Genomic DNA, 18,934 nt, shown 5'->3' on the forward strand with positions numbered 1-18,934 from the left:
ACGGATATTACAAGCATGACGTAGCTTGTGAGCAGTGAAAAGTTTAATATTCTCTCTCATCCACCCAGCGTACATATTTCCGGTTCTGTATCCTGCTCTAGTTCTTTCTTGTGGATTTTTGTAGTCTGGTAAAACCTCAGTAAGCGGTTGGTTAACTAAGTCGAAAGTCTCAAACCAATTTTTACCTTTAGGCATGAATGGTAGTGCTAAACGTTTACCTGTTTTACCTTTCTCAATTACTAGGATTTTCTCGGTGTTGTTCGGGTCGTTAATAGCAGGAATGATTTTGTCGTTACCTTGATACTCAATAGCCTCTTTTGGGTCATTTTCTCCGTCATCATCTATCACGATAAATTCACCGTTTTTGATAACAACTGGATTATCCCAATTCATGATAAAGAATGCCTCGTGTACTCTTAATCCGTAAATGGCGAGTATTCCATAAAGACGGAGCGACTTCATGTTTCGTATTGCGTTGATTTTCCTGTAAGCTTCAATTACACATTTTTGCTTTGCTTCTTTCCAGACATTCTCAATCTCTTTATCATCTGGCAGATAACTATTGCGTTTTTGAGTAACAATACTTTCAGACTCTTTTTCTATCCACGCTAAGTATTTATTTGGTAGTTCCAAGATAGCTGAATTTCGCTTTATTGCTAGCAGATGTCTTAATTTTATCCCTCCCTGAAGTTTGCTGTCTGATAGCCACTGAGACAAGGCTTTAAGAGTGAATTCATTGCCATTATTTTGCCAACTTTCAAAGCGAGAAAAATTCTGGTAATAAACCGCACCTGGATTTTTATTTTTCTTTTTACGTCCTTCCCAGTCGTTGTTAATTACTTCCCAGGCGTCATGAAATGTCACTTTGTCTTTTACCGACTGTACTGCTGGAGATTGTTGACGCTGCTTCGGTTTACGTCCGATTAACTCGTCTTTCCATTCATCGGTGTATGTGCCACTGGTTAAGGCTTGGGTAATCTTAGTTGCTACTGTCTCAGCTTCTACCAGATGGCGCGTGTTGATTGGGGTATTAGCACCTCCCCAGTTATTCCGGACAGATTGGCGTTTAGCTTTACCGTTACTGCCTAGCAGGGTAGGGTGACTAAACTGAATCTCTAGGCTACCTTTCTTGATGCAGATAGCGGCTGTGCTACCATACTCACCCGCTTTTTTAATGCGCTCGTTAGCTTCGGTCACTAGGTGTGGAATGTTGTAACTACCGTCTTTCCAGGCTTCTGAGGGCTTAACTGTATCACTCATCTGTCACTCATCCTTTATGTGCTTTTTTATGTAACTTTGATGAGTAATAGTTTAACACGAATAACTTTAAAACTTTCTTTGATACACAACTTATCAGCGATCGCCTACCCGCATTTTTCAGTATCTCCTCTACCAGAGTGCCACAGTAGATACCACTCTGCTGCATTGAGTAAAACAGAAATTTTCGGCAATAGCGATTAACATTTGAAAGAAATAAGTGCAGAATTAGGAGTTGGAAAAATAGTGAGTCCAGAAACTCTGGTTCAAGATAACGTTGCCGAAAACATCTCTAACACAGAAACCGAAGCAGCTACAACTGATTTCGATCGCGAACAGTTTGATGCTAACGTGATGCACACCTACGGACGTTTTCCGATCGCGATCGCGCGAGGGGAAGGTTGTCGCGTCTGGGATACAGATGGAAAAGAGTATCTTGATTTTGTTGCGGGAATTGCTACTTGTACTCTCGGTCACGCGCATCCTGCTTTAATTGAAGCGGTGACTGAGCAAATTAAGAAGGTACATCACGTTTCTAATCTTTATTACATCCCCAAACAAGGTCAACTGGCAAAATGGTTGGTAGAACATTCTGGTTGCGATCGCGTGTTTTTCTGCAATTCTGGTGCGGAAGCGAATGAAGCGGCGATTAAATTAGCTCGTAAGTACGCTCATACGGTGTTAGATATTGCTGAACCTGTGATTTTAACGGCTAAGTCTAGCTTTCATGGACGGACTTTAGCGACGATTACTGCTACCGGACAGCCGAAATATCAAAAGGGTTTTGAGCCTTTGGTAGACGGATTCGAGTATATTCCTTATAACGATATCACCGCAGCAGAAGACGCGATCGGGGATTTGGATGAAGGTAATCGTCGGGTAGCGGCGATTTTAATCGAACCTTTACAAGGTGAAGGTGGTGTACGTCCTGGAGATTTAGAATATTTCCTGCGTTTGCGGAAAGTTTGCGATGAAACGGGTATTCTGCTGATTTTCGACGAAGTACAAACAGGTATGGGTCGTACTGGGAAGTATTGGGGACACGAAAACCTGGGTGTAGAAGCAGATATTTTTACTTCTGCGAAAGGTTTAGGCGGCGGAATTCCCATTGGCGCAATGATGTGTAAGAAATTCTGCGATGTCTTCGAGCCTGGGAACCATGCTAGCACATTTGGCGGTAATCCCTTCGCTTGTGCTGCGGCGATCGCTGTTGCTGAAACTCTCGAAAAAGAGAATCTACTGCATAATGTCGTCGAAAAAGGCGAACAGTTGCGTAAAAATCTCCGCGCGATCGCTCTTAACTATCCCGATCTTTTCGTTGATGTACGCGGTTGGGGTTTAATCGATGGTATGGAACTTAATCGTGATGTCGAACTTACTTCGATCGATATTGTTAAAGCCGCAATGGAAGAAGGTTTGTTAATCGCTCCTGCTGGACCTAAAGTCTTACGCTTTGTACCACCTTTAATTGTCTCAAGTGACGAAGTAGAACAAGCTTCTGAAACTTTGTCCAAGGTGATTCAAGCACTAGTTTAGCTTTACGCACTCAATAAGGCGAGCATTCTTTGAGTTTTTGTTGGAGAATGCTCGCTATTTTTACAGTTTTGGGAGAGATTATCGTCCTAATTGTACTCGCAGCGATCGCCTTTTTAGCTACTGTTACCCGGATTAATTAATACTAGCGACAACTTCTCCAGTTTCGCTGGTATCATAACCACCGAGAGCAATTAACTGAGAATGTAAGCGTCGGTGTCCTAAAATATTGAGTAACTGCTGGACTGGTTTTTCTGGCAAATAATCTTGCAAAATTGCTAAATCGTATCGCGACTTTTTTAAGGGAACAAAATCTAAGCCAAAAGCTGTGGCTAAAGCTTTGGTACTCACTCCCGCATCAATATTTTCATTTTTTACTGCATGAGCAACTTCTCGATGACTGCGAACAATATGAGAGAAACCTTGTATAGCATCGAAGGGGATTTTTGCTTTATTCAATAAATATTCTAAAAGTTGACGACTACCAGAGCCAATTTCGCGATTAACAATAGTAATATCTGGGTCAGATAACTGAGCGATAGTAGTCAAATTTTGCGGATTTCCTGGTTTAACTAGTAAACCTTCCTCCCAAATACCTAAATTAATCAGAACTGTAGGGCGATCGCCTAATACTTCTTTGACAAAACTGGTATTATAAGAATCAGTTTCGGGATCGTATAAATGCACGCCGGCAATATGTACTTCTCCCCGACGCAAACGGTGTAAGGCTTCCATACTGTTAGCAAAACTCCAATACACCCGTAAGTCAGGATACCAATGTTCGGCAACTTTTGCCCAAAGTGAAAGCACTGGAGTGCAACCAGCGATCGCTACTGTCCGATTTAAGTTTTCTGGTGCTGTCCAAAGTTTAACCTGAATTGGAGAATCTTCGCTTTCACACCAACCTTCACCATCGGCGGGAATCATCTCGGTGCGAAATGCGTCCTCTCCTAAAAGTGGATGAGCAATCAGTTTTCCCCCTACTTCCACTAAAGCAAGTCGGAAAGGGTAAGCAACCGGAACTGCTTGATTGGGTAGCGCTTCCAAGCTAAGATTTTCATTTTCTAACCAAAATAAATCTTCCACTCGACATCCTAATGCTTTCGCTAAACGCAAAGCAACTGTAGCTGAGGGAGCATATTGTCCCGACTCCACACCGCTAATTGCTTGACGAGAAACGCCAGCAATTTGCGCTAAATCTTGTTGACTCAAGCCTAAGCGACTGCGGATTTGTTTGATATTATTGCGTAATTCACTCTCATTCTTCATGGAAAATTGGCGCTTTCTTCGTCAAACTAGAAGGATTATCTACTTTTCCATCATAATTAACCGCAGTGGCTCTAATTGAATATACCAAGGAAAAGGTCGAGCTTTGATTTCCGTCCATTTTTCTTTATATACTTCGGCTTGCAGATGATATTCCTGAGAGTCGTAGGGTGGTTGATGTAGTTTCAGAAATAAAGTAACTCGGTGCTGAGTTTCGCTGGTAAAAACAAGCCAGCAAGGAAAAACATTTTCTTGGCTTGATTCTAAACTAAAAGTCAAATGATGAGCGCGAATTCCTACACAACTTAGTTGTTCGGGAATGGGTTCGACAACGCGCAAGTTACAGCCCCAATCAAGTGCTTTGATTCGTTGAGAGTCGATTTTTTGAGCGTGGGAAAAGTTTTTACATTCTGTCACCTGGGCAACTTTAAATGTTGGCGGTCGTTCAAAGATTTCTTGTTTCGATCCAGTCGCAATTACTTTTCCTTGGTCAAGAATTAATAAGTTATGGCAAAGACGATAAGCTTCTTCGAGTTTGTGGGTGATAAATAAGGTGACTCCTGGATAATTAGCCAGAGTTTCATTTAGTAGTTGTTCGATTTGACTGCGAAGATAAGTATCTAATGCGGAAAGAGGTTCATCTAAAAGTAATGCTTCTGGTTCGATTGCTAAAGCCCTCGCTAAGGCTACTCGCTGTTGTTGTCCGCCTGAAATTTGCTGTGGGTAGCGTTGTTCTAAACCCTGTAATTGCATCATTTTCAGGTATTTATTAACTCTTTGGCTGCGTTCTCGTGGCGGTAAATTTTGTAAACCGAAGGCGATATTTTGGGCGATAGTAAGATGGGGAAAAAGGGCGTAATTCTGGAAAACAAAACCAATTCTACGCTTACGACTGGGAAGATTGATTTTTCGTTGGGAATCAAATAAAATTCGTCCATTTAAAACAATTCGACCTTGATTTGGAGTTTCCAAACCAGCTAAACAACGTAAGGTCATGCTTTTTCCAGAACCGGATGCACCTAAAAGTCCTAAAGGTTTTTGAGCGCTAGTAAAGCTAACATTGAGTTGAAAGTTAGGTATGTTTTTTTGGAGATTGACTAAGAGTTCTGCTGGTTTTTGGGGAAGGGGCGATCGCGCGAATTTGCTAATCTGATTTTGGTTCGATATCTGAAAATCTTGAAACTGACCGAAAATTAGCAAATTGAGTAAACTTTTGCTAAAGGTACTTGATTTAAGCTGAGTAGTCTGCTTAGTATCTTGACGCTCGGACCAATAATTAATTGCCGCGATCGCACTTAAGGAAATTGCTACCATTACTAGTACCCAATTGAAAGCTTGACCCATTTTCCCTGCTTCTGCGGCAAAAAAAATAGCGATCGGTATAGTCTGAGTTTTGCCAGGAATACTACCTGCTACCATTAAGGTTGCCCCAAATTCACCTAATGCTCTCGCAAAGGCTAAAATAGTCCCAGCAACTACTCCTGACCCAGCTAAAGGTAGTAAAATTAACCAAAACAGTTTCCATTCAGAAACTCCCAAAGTACGAGCGCAATTAATTAAATCATCATCAACTTGTTCAAAAGCACCTCGCACCGTTTTATACATCAAAGGAAAAGCAACTACAGTCGCCGCAATTACTGCGGCTGACCAAGTAAAAATAATATTAATTCCTTGTTGCTGCAAAAGTTTTCCTACCGGACTATTTCTCCCTAATAATAACAGCAGAAAAAACCCTATTACTGTTGGTGGCAACACTAAAGGTAAGGTGAAAATTCCATCAATAATTTCTTTTCCTTTTCCTTGATAGTTTACCATCCATCTTGCGGCAGTAATCCCTAAAAAAAAGGCAAAAATTGTCGCTACTAACGAAGTTTTTAGGGAAATCCATAAAGGAGATAAATCTATTTCTGTCATCAGTTATCAGTTATCAGTTATCAGGGAACAGTTATCAGTTATCAGGGAACAGTTATCAGGGAACAGTTATCAGGGAACAGTTATCAGGGAACAGTTATCAGGGAACAGTTATCAGGGAATAGTTATCAGTTATCAGTTATCAGTTATCAGTTTACTACTCACTTTTTCCAAGTATTCCTTGTCTCCAATCTCTACTGGTAACTGATAATTAACTGGTAACTAAAAACCAAAATTACTAATTCCTTTTAAACCCGTACTCCTCAAATTTAGCTTGGGCTTTTTCGCTCAAAAGAAAGGCGACAAATTCCTTAGCTGCTTCTGTATTTTGAGTATTTTTAATTACCGCTACTGGATAAATAATTGGTTTGTGAGTATCTGCGGATGCAGTAGCAATTACCTTAACTTTGTCTGAAACTTTCGCATCTGTTCCATAAACAATTCCCGCATCAACGTTACCTGTTTCGACATAAGAAAGAACTTGACGCACGTCTTTAGCAAACACAGTTTTGCTTTGAATTTCGTCGTAAATATTCAGCGAAGTTAAAACTTCTTTACCATATTGTCCGGCGGGGACGCTTTCGGGTTCTCCTAAAGAAAATCGCTCTACTTTACTACTAGATAAATCTTGAAAATCAGTAATATCTAGCGAATTGTTAAGAGCAACAATTAAAACCACTTCGTTTTTGAGGAGATTTTGACGAGTTCCTTCTAGTAATAAACCTTTAGCTTCTAAAGCATTCATTTGCTTTTCTGCCGCCGAAATAAAGACATCTACAGGCGCTCCTTGTTCGATTTGTTGTTGTAAGGAACCAGAACTACCAAAGTTGTAATTAATTATCGTATTGGGATGTTCCTGTTGATACATTTCTCCTACTGCTTTCATGGCATCTTGCATACTAGCTGCTGCTGAAACTGTCAGTTCTGATGGTTCTAATTGTGCATTTGAAGTCTCGGAGATAGCGTCTGGGCTGATTTGGTTACAACCGACTGCGATTAAAAAGGTCAGGATAAAACAAGTCAGCAAGCTAAGTACCCTTCTTCTGTTCATGAAATTTTCTCGCTCCTGTTCGACATCTACGAGGAAGGCTGAAACGCTTTTGCCAGAATACTAGCATAATGCAAAAATCATGGCAAACAGTAGCAAACTATACTGTTTGGGATAGCTAGACTGCAAACTTGCCCAATTCGATGTCAGATTAGTGAACTAACTCAGCCCTTATGGTATGAGGCTTCCTATCGGCGATCGCCTAACTAATATAATCTTCTCAGTTGCCAAAAGGGGAGCATTTTGGCAACTGAGAAAAAATTACACTGCGACTTTTTCGACTTGTTTAACTTTCTGCTCAGAGGGTTGTGCGGGTAAAGTAAGATTCTGGTTGAGGGTTGGAGAGGGGGAAGTTGGAGCTTGTTCCAAAACTTTGACTTCGAGATTAACCGATACCAAATAAGAGCCGGGGATCTTGTCTACCTCATCAGCAATGAGAGTCGCCAAATCTGGGCGTTGTCCGGTGATGGGATCGCGCAAGCTCTGGCGATCCCACTCATATTCGGCATGGGGATTAATACTGAGGACGTAATGCTTAATCATGGGTAAGTTTGCCGATCGATATTCTGACTTTTATTTTAGTACAATTGTATTATTATTACCATTACTATCTTGATTTGGGGACAAATGTTTACTTAAGGAATCGTTAAACCAAATTTCTGTTTGAGGGAGAGAAAGAGGAATCCCAGCCTCATCAAAAGCAATCTTAATGCGACGGCGGAACTCACGCGACACATCCCACTGTTTGAGAGGTACAGTCATAATCCAAACGCGAACGATCGCGCCGCGATCGGAAAAATTATCCACACCCAAAACTTGTGGCGGATCTAAAATTTGCTTTTTCCAATCTTCTTCCTGAGCCATTTTTTCGGCAGTGGAACGAACAATTGCAATACAGCGATCGATATCAGCATGATAAGGAACGGGAATATTCAAATCTGCTCGCGACCAACCATTAGAAAGATTAGCCACAATTTTGACTTCACTATTGGGAATCGTGATTAATCTGCCTTCTGCATCGCGTAACTGAGTAATGCGAAGATTGAGATTTTCGACCAAACCACCATAATCGCCTACACCAATCACGTCACCAACAGCATACTGATCTTCGAGGATGATAAAAAAGCCGTTGAGTGCATCTTTAATCAAGTTTTGCGAAGCAAAAGACACGGCGACGCCAACGAGTCCCGCACCAGCCAACAAAGGACCGATATCGACTCCGATCGCTGCTAGTGCAACTAAAGATGCTACCGTTACCCAGCTAATTGCGACGACACTTTTAGCCACGCCAGAAATTGTCGATACCCGCAACTGCACGCGCCGATCTGCTTCTGGTGTCAACAAGTGATTGTCAGCGAGGGCAGAAGTAAACTTGTCTATTAAAGCAAAACTGAGTCGAATGATGACATAAGTTCCTAATCCAATAACGCCGAGACGCATGGGAACTTGCAAAGCGGTGATGACTAAAGTTTGTACCACCCTGGTATAGGGAAATAGCCCCAAAATGTAGAGACTTCCGCCAGCTAAAACACTTCCTTCGCCTAACTGTAGTAAGCGATGCTGAACTTCTTTGAGGTTAAACTGCTGTCTGAGAGTTAGCTGAGTGGAGATCGATTCGTTCGTTTCTGCATTTGTAGATTCGATCTCCTCTTTTGACTGTTTCGATCTTCTTTCCCAACGAGTTACCGCCAAAGTAACTAAGAGCATAGCGGCACCAGTCCCCGCAGCGATCGCGCCGTGGCGCATCAAGTATCTCGGTTGTCGCTCTTGCTTGGCTTGGATTAGCCCTTGTCTTAACTCTTCGGTAATTTGATCTGCTCTGGTGTCAACGTTAACTCCCGTTAGCCTTGCATCGAGATCGGTAACGCTCATTAAACGAATCGGTTCGCGATCGCCAACTTGCACGTAAATATCCGGGATCGCTTCATCTGACTCTCGCTCAGTCGTAATTTCTAACTCTTCAGCCTGATTTCTGAGATAACTGCGAGTAATCGCATCCAAACGATCTTGAATATCCGCAACTCGTCCAGGTAAATCTGACTCCTGAGTCGCAATTCTAAACAAACAGCGACCGTCAAGCCAAATACACTCGGCATCTAGTTCCTGAGTTGAGGACTCGGAGGATAAGCCGGGAGTAGGTAGATTGAAGTTGGGGACAATCGGCAACTGAGCTTTCACGGGGGATATGACTGCTCCAGTTATGAAAACCGAATTAGTTAAGATACCAAAAGCTAAGGCGCGAAATTTCAACATATTGCTTTGTCTTTGAGATTCACTGCTCGTTTACTGAGTATATATGCTCAAAAATATGTAGCGTTGATTAATCGTGCGCTCGAAAGAGATTTCTAGCAAGAGTATATCTTACTTAAGATTAATGCCATGTTTGGCGATCGCTATTTTCTCAATAATTGTTGACATGACTTGCCAAATATTCAAATATATGGTAAAGAAATTGAACGACAACAGGGAAAAATCTGGGCGATCGAAATACTGACTCTGGAGAGAAAGATCGATTACCCTAGGGAAGATGACATAAAAATAACTCAACAGATAAAGTACATGACTGCAACTGCGACAACACCTAAACATGAAGTAAAAGATATTTCCCTGGCTAGCCAAGGAAAACAGCGAATTGAATGGGCTGGACGAGAAATGCCCGTTTTGCGCTTAATTCAGGAACGCTTCAGCAAAGAAAAGCCTTTAGCCGGAATTCGTTTAGTTGCTTGCTGCCACGTTACCACAGAAACAGCCCATTTAGCGATCGCGCTGAAAAATGGCGGTGCTGATGCTTTATTAATCGCCAGTAACCCTCTTTCGACTCAAGATGACGTTGCTGCAAGTCTCGTTGCTGACTACGGCATCCCTGTCTTTGCTTGGAAGGGAGAAGACAACCCAACTTACCACCGTCACGTCCAAATCGCCCTCGACCACAAACCCAACATTATTATCGACGATGGTGGCGATGTGACTGCAACCTTAATCAAAGAACGCCAAAATCAAATTAGCGACATTATCGGTACTACCGAAGAAACAACCACCGGGATTATTCGTCTCCGCGCAATGTTCAATGACGGAGTATTAACCTTCCCCGCAATGAATGTCAACGATGCCGATACGAAACACTTCTTCGATAATCGCTATGGTACAGGTCAGTCTACCTTAGATGGCATTATTCGCGCTACCAACGTCCTCTTAGCAGGTAAAAATGTTGTCGTTGCTGGTTACGGTTGGTGCGGTAAAGGCGTAGCTATGCGCGCGCGGGGTTTAGGTGCAAACGTAATTGTCACGGAAATTGACCCCACCAAAGCTATTGAAGCAGTTATGGACGGCTTCCGCGTCATGCCCATGAGCGAAGCTGCACCTTTAGGAGATTTATTTGTCACTGTCACTGGTAACAAGCACGTTATTCGTGAGGAACATTTTGCGGTGATGAAAGACGGTGCAATGGTAGCAAACTCCGGTCACTTCGATATCGAAATTGACCTCAAAGCACTGAAAGCAAAAACGAAAGAAGTTCGTCAAGTACGCAACTTTACTCAACAATACCGTTTAGAAACTGGCAAATCAGTAATTGTTTTAGGCGAAGGACGTTTAATAAATCTGGCGGCTGCGGAAGGACATCCTAGCGCAGTAATGGACATGAGTTTTGCTAACCAAGCAATGGCTTGCGAATATTTAGTTAAAAACCAAGGCAAACTCGAACCTGGGATTCATTCTATTCCCGAAGAAGTAGACAAAGAAATTGCCCGCTTGAAGTTACACGCAATGGGCATTAAAATCGATTCTTTAACAGCCGAACAAGAAAAATATATCAATTCTTGGACAATGGGTACTGAGTAAAGGCAATTGAGGATTGGGGATTACCAGTTATCAGTGGGTAGTTGGTAGTAGGTAGTTGGTGTTAATCTCCTCTTCCCCCAATTACCAATCCCCAATCTTTAAAGTTAAAAGCTAAATTGGGCGCGAAGGTTGCCGACATAAATTGTCCCGTTATCGCCAAAGTTGTTAGGATTACCAATAATGTAGAAGGCGGGGACTAGGGCGAGATTATTGGTAACTGGGTAGAAGTAAGTTGCTTCCACCTCAAACTGAGTAGCACCATCACCACCACCAGAAATCAGAAACTTGCGTCCGTCAACGACATCGAAGGGAATGACAAACGAGAGAGTTCCTAACGCACCTTCCTTGACTAAATCGGGAAAAGCAAGCCCAAATTGAAATGATTGGGCATTAATTTCGCCGTCATCTCGTCCCGATGTGAGCGGAAAAATATTCGTACTACCGTAACTGTAGCGTCCAAAGATGCCGAAACGCCTAGTAAGGCGCCAGTCGAAGTTAAAAGCAAAAGTGTCGGCAGTTGCATCTCCAACCGGACCGCCAAAACTGTCGTCAGCAAAACCATAAATTGGTTCGGCGATCGCTCCTCCAATTAAACCGTTACTTGCTTCAATATTCGAGCGATTGTAGATAAACCGTAAAGTAGCATTGTCACTCGGTTCGTAGTCTAATTGAACTGTAGTCGTATTCGTCCCGCCAAACAAACCTTGAGTTGGATCGCTAGCAGTGTTAAACGGAGGACTAGGCAAAAATTCGGTATTTTCACCTAAATAACCGACTCTTAGCGTCAAGTTATCAGTCACATTCCAAATCGCTACTGCACCTGCACCTCGGTCAATAGAATTCAATTGAGTGCTACCACTGGAGTTGAAACTACTAGCACCAGTCAGAAAAAACGTAAAAGCATTATTATCAAAATAGCGATACCAGTTTACTCGCGCTCCAACTACAAACCGTAAGCGATCGCCCACCGGAAAATCATAAAATATTTCTCGCAAAATTATATCATTATTTACGGCGGGAGCGCCTCTTTGGTCGGTAAAAGGAGTTCCAAAAGTATTAAAAAGTCCCGCCGAAACAAATTGATTTGCTGGAGAGTTACCATTCCCCGCAGCGAGTTGCACGACTAAATTATCTCTGCCGGAAAAAGAGGTATTCAAAGTTAAAAAGATGTAGTCGCTAAGAGTAATTTCTGGATCGTCGGTAATGACTCTTTCTACATTTTCTCCGGTAACATCCCGTTGGGCGATAAACGCATTTAATCCTTCGGCACGGATATCGCCGTTAGCAAATGCCCCAGTTAAATTAAGAAATACTTGACCTCTCAATTTTGTCGTTGTGGAAAACTGATTTTCTTCCAGGAAAACAACCTGCGTTTCGAGATTATCTACTCTGGTTCCTAAAGTAGCTAATTCTGCTTCAAATTCTTGGGTTAACCTTCTCAAGATTTCTAAGTCTTCGGTTGGGATACCGGGATTACCTTCATTGGTGACATTTTCTCTTAGCAATACCTCAATTTGATTCAGACAAGCATTCAAACCCGCCGCAAATTCATAGCGAGTTATTGCTCGATTTCCTCGATAAGTTCCATCAGGATAACCCACAAGACAAGCATACTCTTCAACTAAATTTTGTAGCGCTTGAAATGCCCAGTCAGTGGGTCGAACGTCTCGAAGTTGAATCACTGAAGGAACTTGCATCATTGTCTCATTAGCTAGATTTTCCTCGACAAGCTCGCTTGTGTCTATTTCTGTAACTGAGAAATCTAAAGTAGGGTTTGAGTCGAAATTTTCCCAGTTTTCGCTGCTAATTAATTCTGTCTCCTCTTCCCTGGCTGTAACAGCTTGTAACTCTTCCAATGGTTGATTTTCCCTAGCTCTTCCGTGAAAGGGAAAAAGTAAAATAGCTACCAGAAATACTGGTACTGTTGCAAGTATATTTCTAGTCATCAATCCTCACACCTTTGCTTGCTAGCTAACTAAAGCTGCTTGCTGCACGCCGAACATAGCGATCGCTCTTGAGAATAACTTTTCTGTATACTGTATTCTGTATTCATTAATACAAACTCAAATCAGAAGTAGAGATAAAATCAGTTAATCCTGGTCAGATTTTGGATAATAATCCGATGTAAAAATGAAGTTAATCTGTCTAAATTAAAGTTTAAAATTCCTAGAAAAATAAGCCTTTAAATTAAAGCAAAGTAGAGCAGAAAATGATCCAACAAAATCAAACAATAACTCAAGAAACAGAAACCTTAGAAACCGTCCAGACATCAACTATAAGATCGGATTTAATCTATGGTTTAGAAGCTCGTCCACCATTTGTAGAATCAGTATTTGTCGCTTTGCAGCACGTTTTTGCTTGTTTTGTCGGCATTATTACACCTGGTTTAATTATTTGTGGAGCTTTAGAAGTAGAGCCAACAGACACAACTTTTATCCTCAGTATGTCTTTGTTTGTTTCGGGAATTGCTACTTTTATTCAAGCGAAGAGATTTGGACCAGTAGGTTCGGGATTGCTAAGCGTTCAAGGAACAAGTTTTGCTTTTTTAGGTCCAATTATTGCCGCCGGGTTAGCCGTAAAAGAAGCAGGAGGAAGCCCAACTGAAGCATTAAGTTTGATTTTCGGCTTATGTTTATTTGGTGCTTTCGTCGAAATTTTAATTAGCCGCTTTCTGCATTTAGCTAACAAAATTATTACACCGTTGGTAACAGGAGTTGTCGTAACTTTAATTGGTTTAACTTTAATTAAAGTAGGAATTACTAGCATTGGTGGCGGTGTGGTTGCTCAAAGAAATGAAACTTTTGGGAGTCCGGTTTATTTAGGTATTGCGGCTTTAGTTTTGATTGTGATTGTAGCGCTTAATAGCTTGAATAATAACTATTTGCGAATGTCATCTGTGGTGATTGGTTTAGCAGTGGGATATTTGGTTTCAATTCCTCTAGGATTGGTGAGTTTTAGTAATTTGAGTGGCTTACCCTTAATTACGATTCCGATACCATTTCGTTATGGTTTGGGGTTTGATTTTGGTGCTTTTATTCCCTTCGCTTTTTTATATATGATTACTGCGATTGAATCGATTGGCGATTTGACTGCAACTTCAGCTATTTCTGGCGAACCCATTGAAGGAGCAAAATATTTTCGGCGACTAAAAGGAGGAGTTTTAGGTGATGGGATAAACTCGATTATCGCAGCTTGTTTTAATACCTTTCCGAATACTACTTTTAGTCAAAATAATGGAGTGATTCAACTAACAGGAGTTGGTAGTCGTTATGTGGGCTACTTTATTTCGGTAATTTTTGTAATTCTGGGCTTGTTTCCGATTGTTGCAGGTGTTTTTCAGGCGTTACCTCAACCAGTGTTAGGTGGTGCAACATTAGTAATGTTTGCCACAGTTGCCGTTGCGGGAATTAAAATTATTTCCTGCGTTGACTTAAGCAAACGGAATTCGATTATTTTGGCGATCGCGTTAGGATTAGGTTTGGGTGTCACGTTTGAACCAACAATTCTCGATAGTTTACCAAATCTAATCAAAAGTATCTTCTCCTCCGGAATTTCCACAGGAGGGCTGACAGCTTTAGTTTTAAACCTCATTTTGCCAGGGAAAGAGTAGGGAGAATAATCATCATGTACGGACTAAAAGCGATCGTTATTGGTGCCGGAATGGGCGGCTTGACCGCAGGTATTGCCCTGCGTCAAGCTGGATATCAGGTAGAAATCTATGAAAAAACGAGCAAACTACGTCCGGCAGGGGCTGGTATTTCTCTGTGGTCGAATGGCATTAAAATATTAAATAAACTCGGACTGGGAAAGGAAATTGCCGCAATTGGCGGACAAATGAATCGGATGGAATATCGCAGCCATACCGACGAACTTCTCAATCACGTTGATTTAGCAGCCTTAGTCGCAAAAGTCGGTGAAAAACCTTATCCCGTAGCGCGTACTGACTTACAACAAATGATGTTAACTGCATTTGGCGAGTCAGATGTGCGTCTGGGGATGCGCTGCGTTAGCGTTAAAGAAGACGAAGATAGTGCTACAGCTATTTTTGAAGATGGTAGTACCGCCACAGGAGATATCATTATCGGTGCAGATGGGATTCATTCGGTGGTGCGAAGTTATGTCACCGGGAAAGAAACTCAGCCTCGTTATGCAGGTTACGTGAATTGGAACGGTTTAGTCCCAGCTAGCCCAGATTTGGCAGATAATGATGTTTGGGTTATCTATGTTGGAGAAGGTAAACGTGCTTCAATGATGCCTGTGGGGGGAAACCGTTTTTACTTTTTCTTTGGTTGTCCGATGTCTGAAGGGACGAGTGTTGAGCCAGAAAATCGGCGGGCAGAATTAAAGGAAATCTTTGCAGGTTGGGCGCAACCCGTACAAAATTTAATTGAGAAACTCGATCCTTACCAACTTAATCGTTTAGAGATTTGTGACCTCGATCCGCTACCGAATTTGGTTAAAGGTAGAATTGCTTTATTGGGAGATTCCGCTCATGCAACTACGCCAACTTTAGGACAAGGAGGCTGTCAAGCGATGGAAGATGCGGAAGTTTTGTCTCGCTTTTTGGTGACAACTAATCTGAGTGTGGCAGATGCTTTACTACGTTATCAAGGGGAACGCAAAGAACGAACTGCAAATTTGGTCTTGAAAGCACGCAAACGCACAGATACAATTTATGGCAAAAATGCTGAAATTACCCAGGAATGGTACGAACAACTGAAAGCAGAAGAAGAAAAAGACGTAACCGACGCGATCGCCAAAATTATTTTGGGAGGTCCGTTACGCTAAATGATAGGTAAGTTGACTACTCATGTTTTAGATACAGCCCACGGTTGTCCAGCCGCAGGAATCGAAATTGAACTCTGGGTTGTTGCGGCTGACTCACAAGAAAGAAATTTACTGAAAACGACCAAAACTAATTATGACGGACGCACTGATGTCCCTTTGTTAGCCGATGAGCAATTCAAGAAGGGCGTATACGAGTTAGTTTTTGCCGTGGGAGAGTATTTTGGTCAATTTGCGGAAACTGAGGCAGCGCTGCCCTTTTTAGACCGCGTTCCGATTCAATTTGGAATTGCCGATCCCACCGTTCACTATCACGTTCCCTTGTTGGTTTCACCTTGGTCTTACAGTACCTATCGAGGTAGCTAATTATCAGTAAACAGTAAACAGTTATCAGTTACCAGTTTACTAAGTACAAGACAAAATCCGTTCTTTTGCTGGAAATCTAAGAACAAAATGTCAAAAAATTGAAGCTATGGCATGAGTTGAAATAAAATAGACAAATTGAAGTTTTCGTAAAATAATCAAGTTAAACGGAAAACTCTAACAAATCTCTAAATAATATCAAATCCGTTTGATTAATCAGACAACGAGCAAGATGTTTAGGCATTCGCCTACGCTTCGCGAACGTACTACGAAGCAATTTTTACGCTCGGAGTGGGAGCGTCTCGCTCCCTAAACTAATAAACAATGGTCGATTATTCGGATTTGATATAACTTTCACTAGAGAAGTTAACTCTTAAGGAAAGATCGAATGTCAAGGCAAAAGATAGATTCAATTCAAACCTTATTCCAAAGCCGCTTAGAAACTCTTGAGCATCTTTTCAAGACAGGACAGACTTATTTCTCTGATGATGAATCTTTGCTGCAAAAGCGTATTGCACCTGATATGTTTCCCTTTGGTACTCAGATTGCTTTCACCTGCAATCAACCATACAACTTTTCTCTGTGGTGCGAGGGAAAACCTTTGCATAACCTAAACCCAGAAGTTGTCTCTCTCGCGCAGGGATACGAACACATAGCAAACACAAAAAAGCTTCTTTCAAACATTAAAGTTGAAGATGAAAAGCTAACTGAGGAAATCCGTCTTGAATTGGGAGAGGGACTTTATATGGAGTTGACGGGTAGCGTCTATGTCAACGAATTTTTAATTCCCAACTTCTACTTTCATCTTATCACTGCTTACGATATTCTGCGTATGGCTGGTGTACCAATTGGCAAAAAAGATTATATGATACACTTGATGCCTTTAGTCAGAAAAAAATGAAGATATATTTTTAATTAATTCACAGTAGTTGTTGAGTTCTTTTCGAGCAAACTCCTTCTTCATCATCCTTTGAAAGTTTCGAGACTAAGTACATAACAAAAGTTGAAAAATCCAGTTTATTCTCCTAACCCCCAATTCCTAATCACCAATCCCTAATCACCAATTATGTTAGTTACAAAACAACCTCTTTTCCGTAAATTCTGGTATCCAGTTATTCCTCTAAGTGAATTATCCGAACAACCGCAAGCTTTTGAGTTGTTAGGTGAACCTTTGGTACTTTGGTTAGATAGAGAAGGTAAACCTGCGGCTGTACGCGATCGCTGCTGTCATCGTAGTGCAAAACTTTCTTTAGGGAAAGTTGTTGAGGGTAATATTTGTTGTCCTTATCACGGTTGGACATTCAATTCGTCAGGAATTTGCGTTTGCGTTCCTCAAAACAAGCATAATTCAATTTCTCCTAGTTATAAAGTCCCAGCTTATCGTTGTGTCGAAAAATATGGCTATGTTTGGGTATGTTTAGACGAACCATTGATAAATATTCCTGACATTCCTGAAGCTGAAGATTCTGAATATCGCTTAATTCCTGAATTTTACGAACGCTGGAATTGTGCGGGTTTGCGAGTGATGGAAAATGAATTAGATATGGCTCATCCTACATTTGTTCATACTACAACTTTTGGTAGTGAAGAGCATCCGATTCCCGATGTTATGGAGTTCCAAGAAACCGAATGGGAATTATATTATCATAGCGTTCTCGGTGTCGAAAATCCTCAACAACAACAGCAAAACTTAAACCTTGAAGAAACGAAAACACTGCGTACTATTGACGGAACTTGGTTTGTGCCGTTTACTGTTAAACTACGCATAGCTTACCCAAATGGTAAAGTACATATCATCGTTAATACGATGACACCGATTAATGATTCGGCTTCGCAAATGGTACAATTTTGCTTGCGTAATGATACAGAAGCTGAAGTAAAAAGTAGTGAAGTTATTGCTTTCGATCGCGCGGTGACTTTGGAGGATAAGCGTATTTTAGAATCAACTGATTATGATGTACCCCTCGATGTTAGTCAAGAACAACACATGATTACTGATAAACCAGGAATTATTATCCGACGGAAAATAGCAGCGCTTTTGAAAAAATATGGTGAGGTTGAACAAACTAGAATAAGATTTTTATGAGTAAATATTCTTTGACTGAACTTAATCAAATGAATCGAGAAGAATTTGTGGATGCGTTGGGTGAAGTATTTGAAGATACTCCCGCGATCGCGCAGAAAGTTTGGGAGCAAAAACCGTTTACCGATCTTAGCCAATTGCATCAAAAAATGGTAAACATAGTTGAAAATTTTAGCCCAGATCGACAGCTAAAATTAATTCGAGCGCATCCGGATCTTGGTAGTAAAGCTAAAATGGCTCCTGCTTCGGTAAATGAGCAAGCTGGAGTCGGTTTAGATCGATTGGATTTGGCTGAATACGATCGCTTTCAGTTACTCAATCAAGCTTATAAAAATAAGTTTGGTTTTCCTTTTATTCTTGCGGTAAAAGATCGCGACAAGGATAGTATTCTAGAAGAGTTCGAGCGTCGTTTAGGAAACAGTTTATTAGCCGAAAAACAGCAAGCACTAAAGGAAATATTTACGATCGCTTGGTTTCGCTTGAAAGCAATGATTAGAGAATAAAATATTATTGGAATACTTTGTTTATGAAAAAGCGTTTTAATTTTGGGGAATTAGTGCAAGCTTGCTCTGGTAGCTCCCTATGCTTCTAAATTAGGGTTATTATTCTGAATTAGGGTTGACAAAGGTAATTTAATCTAATATAAAATAAAAAATGCTACAGATATTTTCTAGAAACGTTGCAGACAACGTCTTTACAAATTGAGGAAAACACCAGCAAGTGCACGAATAAATAAGGGAGGATGATTAGCGAGACGCTCGCACTACCAAGGTAAGCTAACTATCTTTGAAAGTAAATAAACAAACGAAAAAAACAAGAAATATAAATCAAGAAAGCTAATTCGACAA

16 protein-coding genes are annotated in these 18,934 nt (G+C 41.1%); 8 read left to right on the forward strand and 8 right to left on the reverse strand.

The genetic code is table 11. The annotated features are described in order from the left end of the window. On the reverse strand, nucleotides 1-1,260 hold a 1,260-nt coding region (locus G3T18_RS01895; RefSeq protein ID WP_224408826.1), incomplete at its 3' end, for a hypothetical protein. Nucleotides 1,261-1,503: 243 nt separating this feature from the next. Between G3T18_RS01895 and G3T18_RS01900 the strand changes: the two genes are divergently transcribed. Next, entirely contained in the window at nucleotides 1,504-2,793 is a 1,290-nt protein-coding gene (locus tag G3T18_RS01900) for an aspartate aminotransferase family protein (RefSeq protein WP_397333902.1), read from the forward strand. A gap of 132 nt (nucleotides 2,794-2,925) precedes the next feature. Here G3T18_RS01900 and G3T18_RS01905 read toward each other — a convergent pair whose 3' ends face one another. From G3T18_RS01905 to G3T18_RS01930, 6 genes are all read right to left on the reverse strand, one after another. Next, entirely contained in the window at nucleotides 2,926-4,059 is a 1,134-nt protein-coding gene (locus G3T18_RS01905) for a substrate-binding domain-containing protein (protein WP_224408827.1), read from the reverse strand. Nucleotides 4,060-4,098: 39 nt separating this feature from the next. Continuing rightward, nucleotides 4,099-5,970, reverse strand: coding sequence for a molybdate ABC transporter permease subunit (gene modB / locus G3T18_RS01910; RefSeq protein ID WP_224408828.1), 1,872 nt, complete (start codon nucleotides 5,968-5,970; stop codon nucleotides 4,099-4,101). A gap of 235 nt (nucleotides 5,971-6,205) precedes the next feature. Continuing rightward, nucleotides 6,206-7,018, reverse strand: a complete 813-nt coding sequence (modA, locus tag G3T18_RS01915) for a molybdate ABC transporter substrate-binding protein (RefSeq protein ID WP_224408829.1) — start codon at nucleotides 7,016-7,018, stop codon at nucleotides 6,206-6,208. 258 nt (nucleotides 7,019-7,276) lie between these two features. After that, on the reverse strand, nucleotides 7,277-7,558 hold the full coding sequence (locus G3T18_RS01920) for a hypothetical protein (RefSeq protein ID WP_224408830.1): 282 nt from the start codon (nucleotides 7,556-7,558) through the stop codon (nucleotides 7,277-7,279). A gap of 30 nt (nucleotides 7,559-7,588) precedes the next feature. Beyond that, nucleotides 7,589-9,268 (reverse strand): mechanosensitive ion channel family protein, encoded by a 1,680-nt coding sequence (locus tag G3T18_RS01925; RefSeq protein WP_224408831.1) that lies wholly within the window; start codon nucleotides 9,266-9,268, stop codon nucleotides 7,589-7,591. 108 nt (nucleotides 9,269-9,376) lie between these two features. After that, the gene (locus G3T18_RS01930; protein WP_224408832.1) at nucleotides 9,377-9,562 is read right to left on the reverse strand and encodes a hypothetical protein; all 186 of its coding nucleotides are present in this window, start codon (nucleotides 9,560-9,562) and stop codon (nucleotides 9,377-9,379) included. A 12-nt stretch (nucleotides 9,563-9,574) separates the two neighbouring features. Between G3T18_RS01930 and ahcY the strand changes: the two genes are divergently transcribed. Next, the gene (gene ahcY / locus G3T18_RS01935; RefSeq protein WP_224408833.1) at nucleotides 9,575-10,855 is read left to right on the forward strand and encodes an adenosylhomocysteinase; all 1,281 of its coding nucleotides are present in this window, start codon (nucleotides 9,575-9,577) and stop codon (nucleotides 10,853-10,855) included. 104 nt (nucleotides 10,856-10,959) lie between these two features. Here ahcY and G3T18_RS01940 read toward each other — a convergent pair whose 3' ends face one another. Beyond that, nucleotides 10,960-12,801 (reverse strand): iron uptake porin, encoded by a 1,842-nt coding sequence (locus G3T18_RS01940; protein WP_224408834.1) that lies wholly within the window; start codon nucleotides 12,799-12,801, stop codon nucleotides 10,960-10,962. A gap of 263 nt (nucleotides 12,802-13,064) precedes the next feature. Here G3T18_RS01940 and G3T18_RS01945 point away from each other — a divergent pair, with 263 nt between their 5' ends. The 6 genes from G3T18_RS01945 to uraD all read left to right on the forward strand — a co-directional run bounded on the left by G3T18_RS01945 (nucleotide 13,065) and on the right by uraD (nucleotide 18,589). Further along, on the forward strand, nucleotides 13,065-14,465 hold the full coding sequence (locus G3T18_RS01945) for a uracil-xanthine permease family protein (RefSeq protein ID WP_224408835.1): 1,401 nt from the start codon (nucleotides 13,065-13,067) through the stop codon (nucleotides 14,463-14,465). A 14-nt stretch (nucleotides 14,466-14,479) separates the two neighbouring features. Continuing rightward, nucleotides 14,480-15,643, forward strand: a complete 1,164-nt coding sequence (gene hpxO, locus G3T18_RS01950) for an FAD-dependent urate hydroxylase HpxO (protein WP_224408836.1) — start codon at nucleotides 14,480-14,482, stop codon at nucleotides 15,641-15,643. Further along, complete coding sequence (gene uraH / locus G3T18_RS01955; protein ID WP_224408837.1) at nucleotides 15,644-16,006, forward strand: hydroxyisourate hydrolase; 363 nt, start codon at nucleotides 15,644-15,646, stop codon at nucleotides 16,004-16,006. Nucleotides 16,007-16,391: 385 nt separating this feature from the next. Then, complete coding sequence (locus tag G3T18_RS01960; protein ID WP_224408838.1) at nucleotides 16,392-16,904, forward strand: DUF1993 domain-containing protein; 513 nt, start codon at nucleotides 16,392-16,394, stop codon at nucleotides 16,902-16,904. Between the two features lie 165 nt (nucleotides 16,905-17,069). After that, on the forward strand, nucleotides 17,070-18,089 hold the full coding sequence (locus tag G3T18_RS01965; RefSeq protein ID WP_224408839.1) for an aromatic ring-hydroxylating dioxygenase subunit alpha: 1,020 nt from the start codon (nucleotides 17,070-17,072) through the stop codon (nucleotides 18,087-18,089). Beyond that, nucleotides 18,086-18,589 carry a 2-oxo-4-hydroxy-4-carboxy-5-ureidoimidazoline decarboxylase gene (uraD, locus tag G3T18_RS01970; protein ID WP_224408840.1) on the forward strand — a complete coding sequence of 168 codons (504 nt, stop codon included), beginning with the start codon at nucleotides 18,086-18,088 and terminating at the stop codon, nucleotides 18,587-18,589. Before G3T18_RS01965 ends, uraD begins: the two co-directional genes overlap by 4 nt. Nucleotides 18,590-18,934: the final 345 nt, after the last annotated feature.

Source organism: Oscillatoria salina IIICB1, from assembly GCF_020144665.1.
GTDB lineage: Bacteria > Cyanobacteriota > Cyanobacteriia > Cyanobacteriales > SIO1D9 > IIICB1.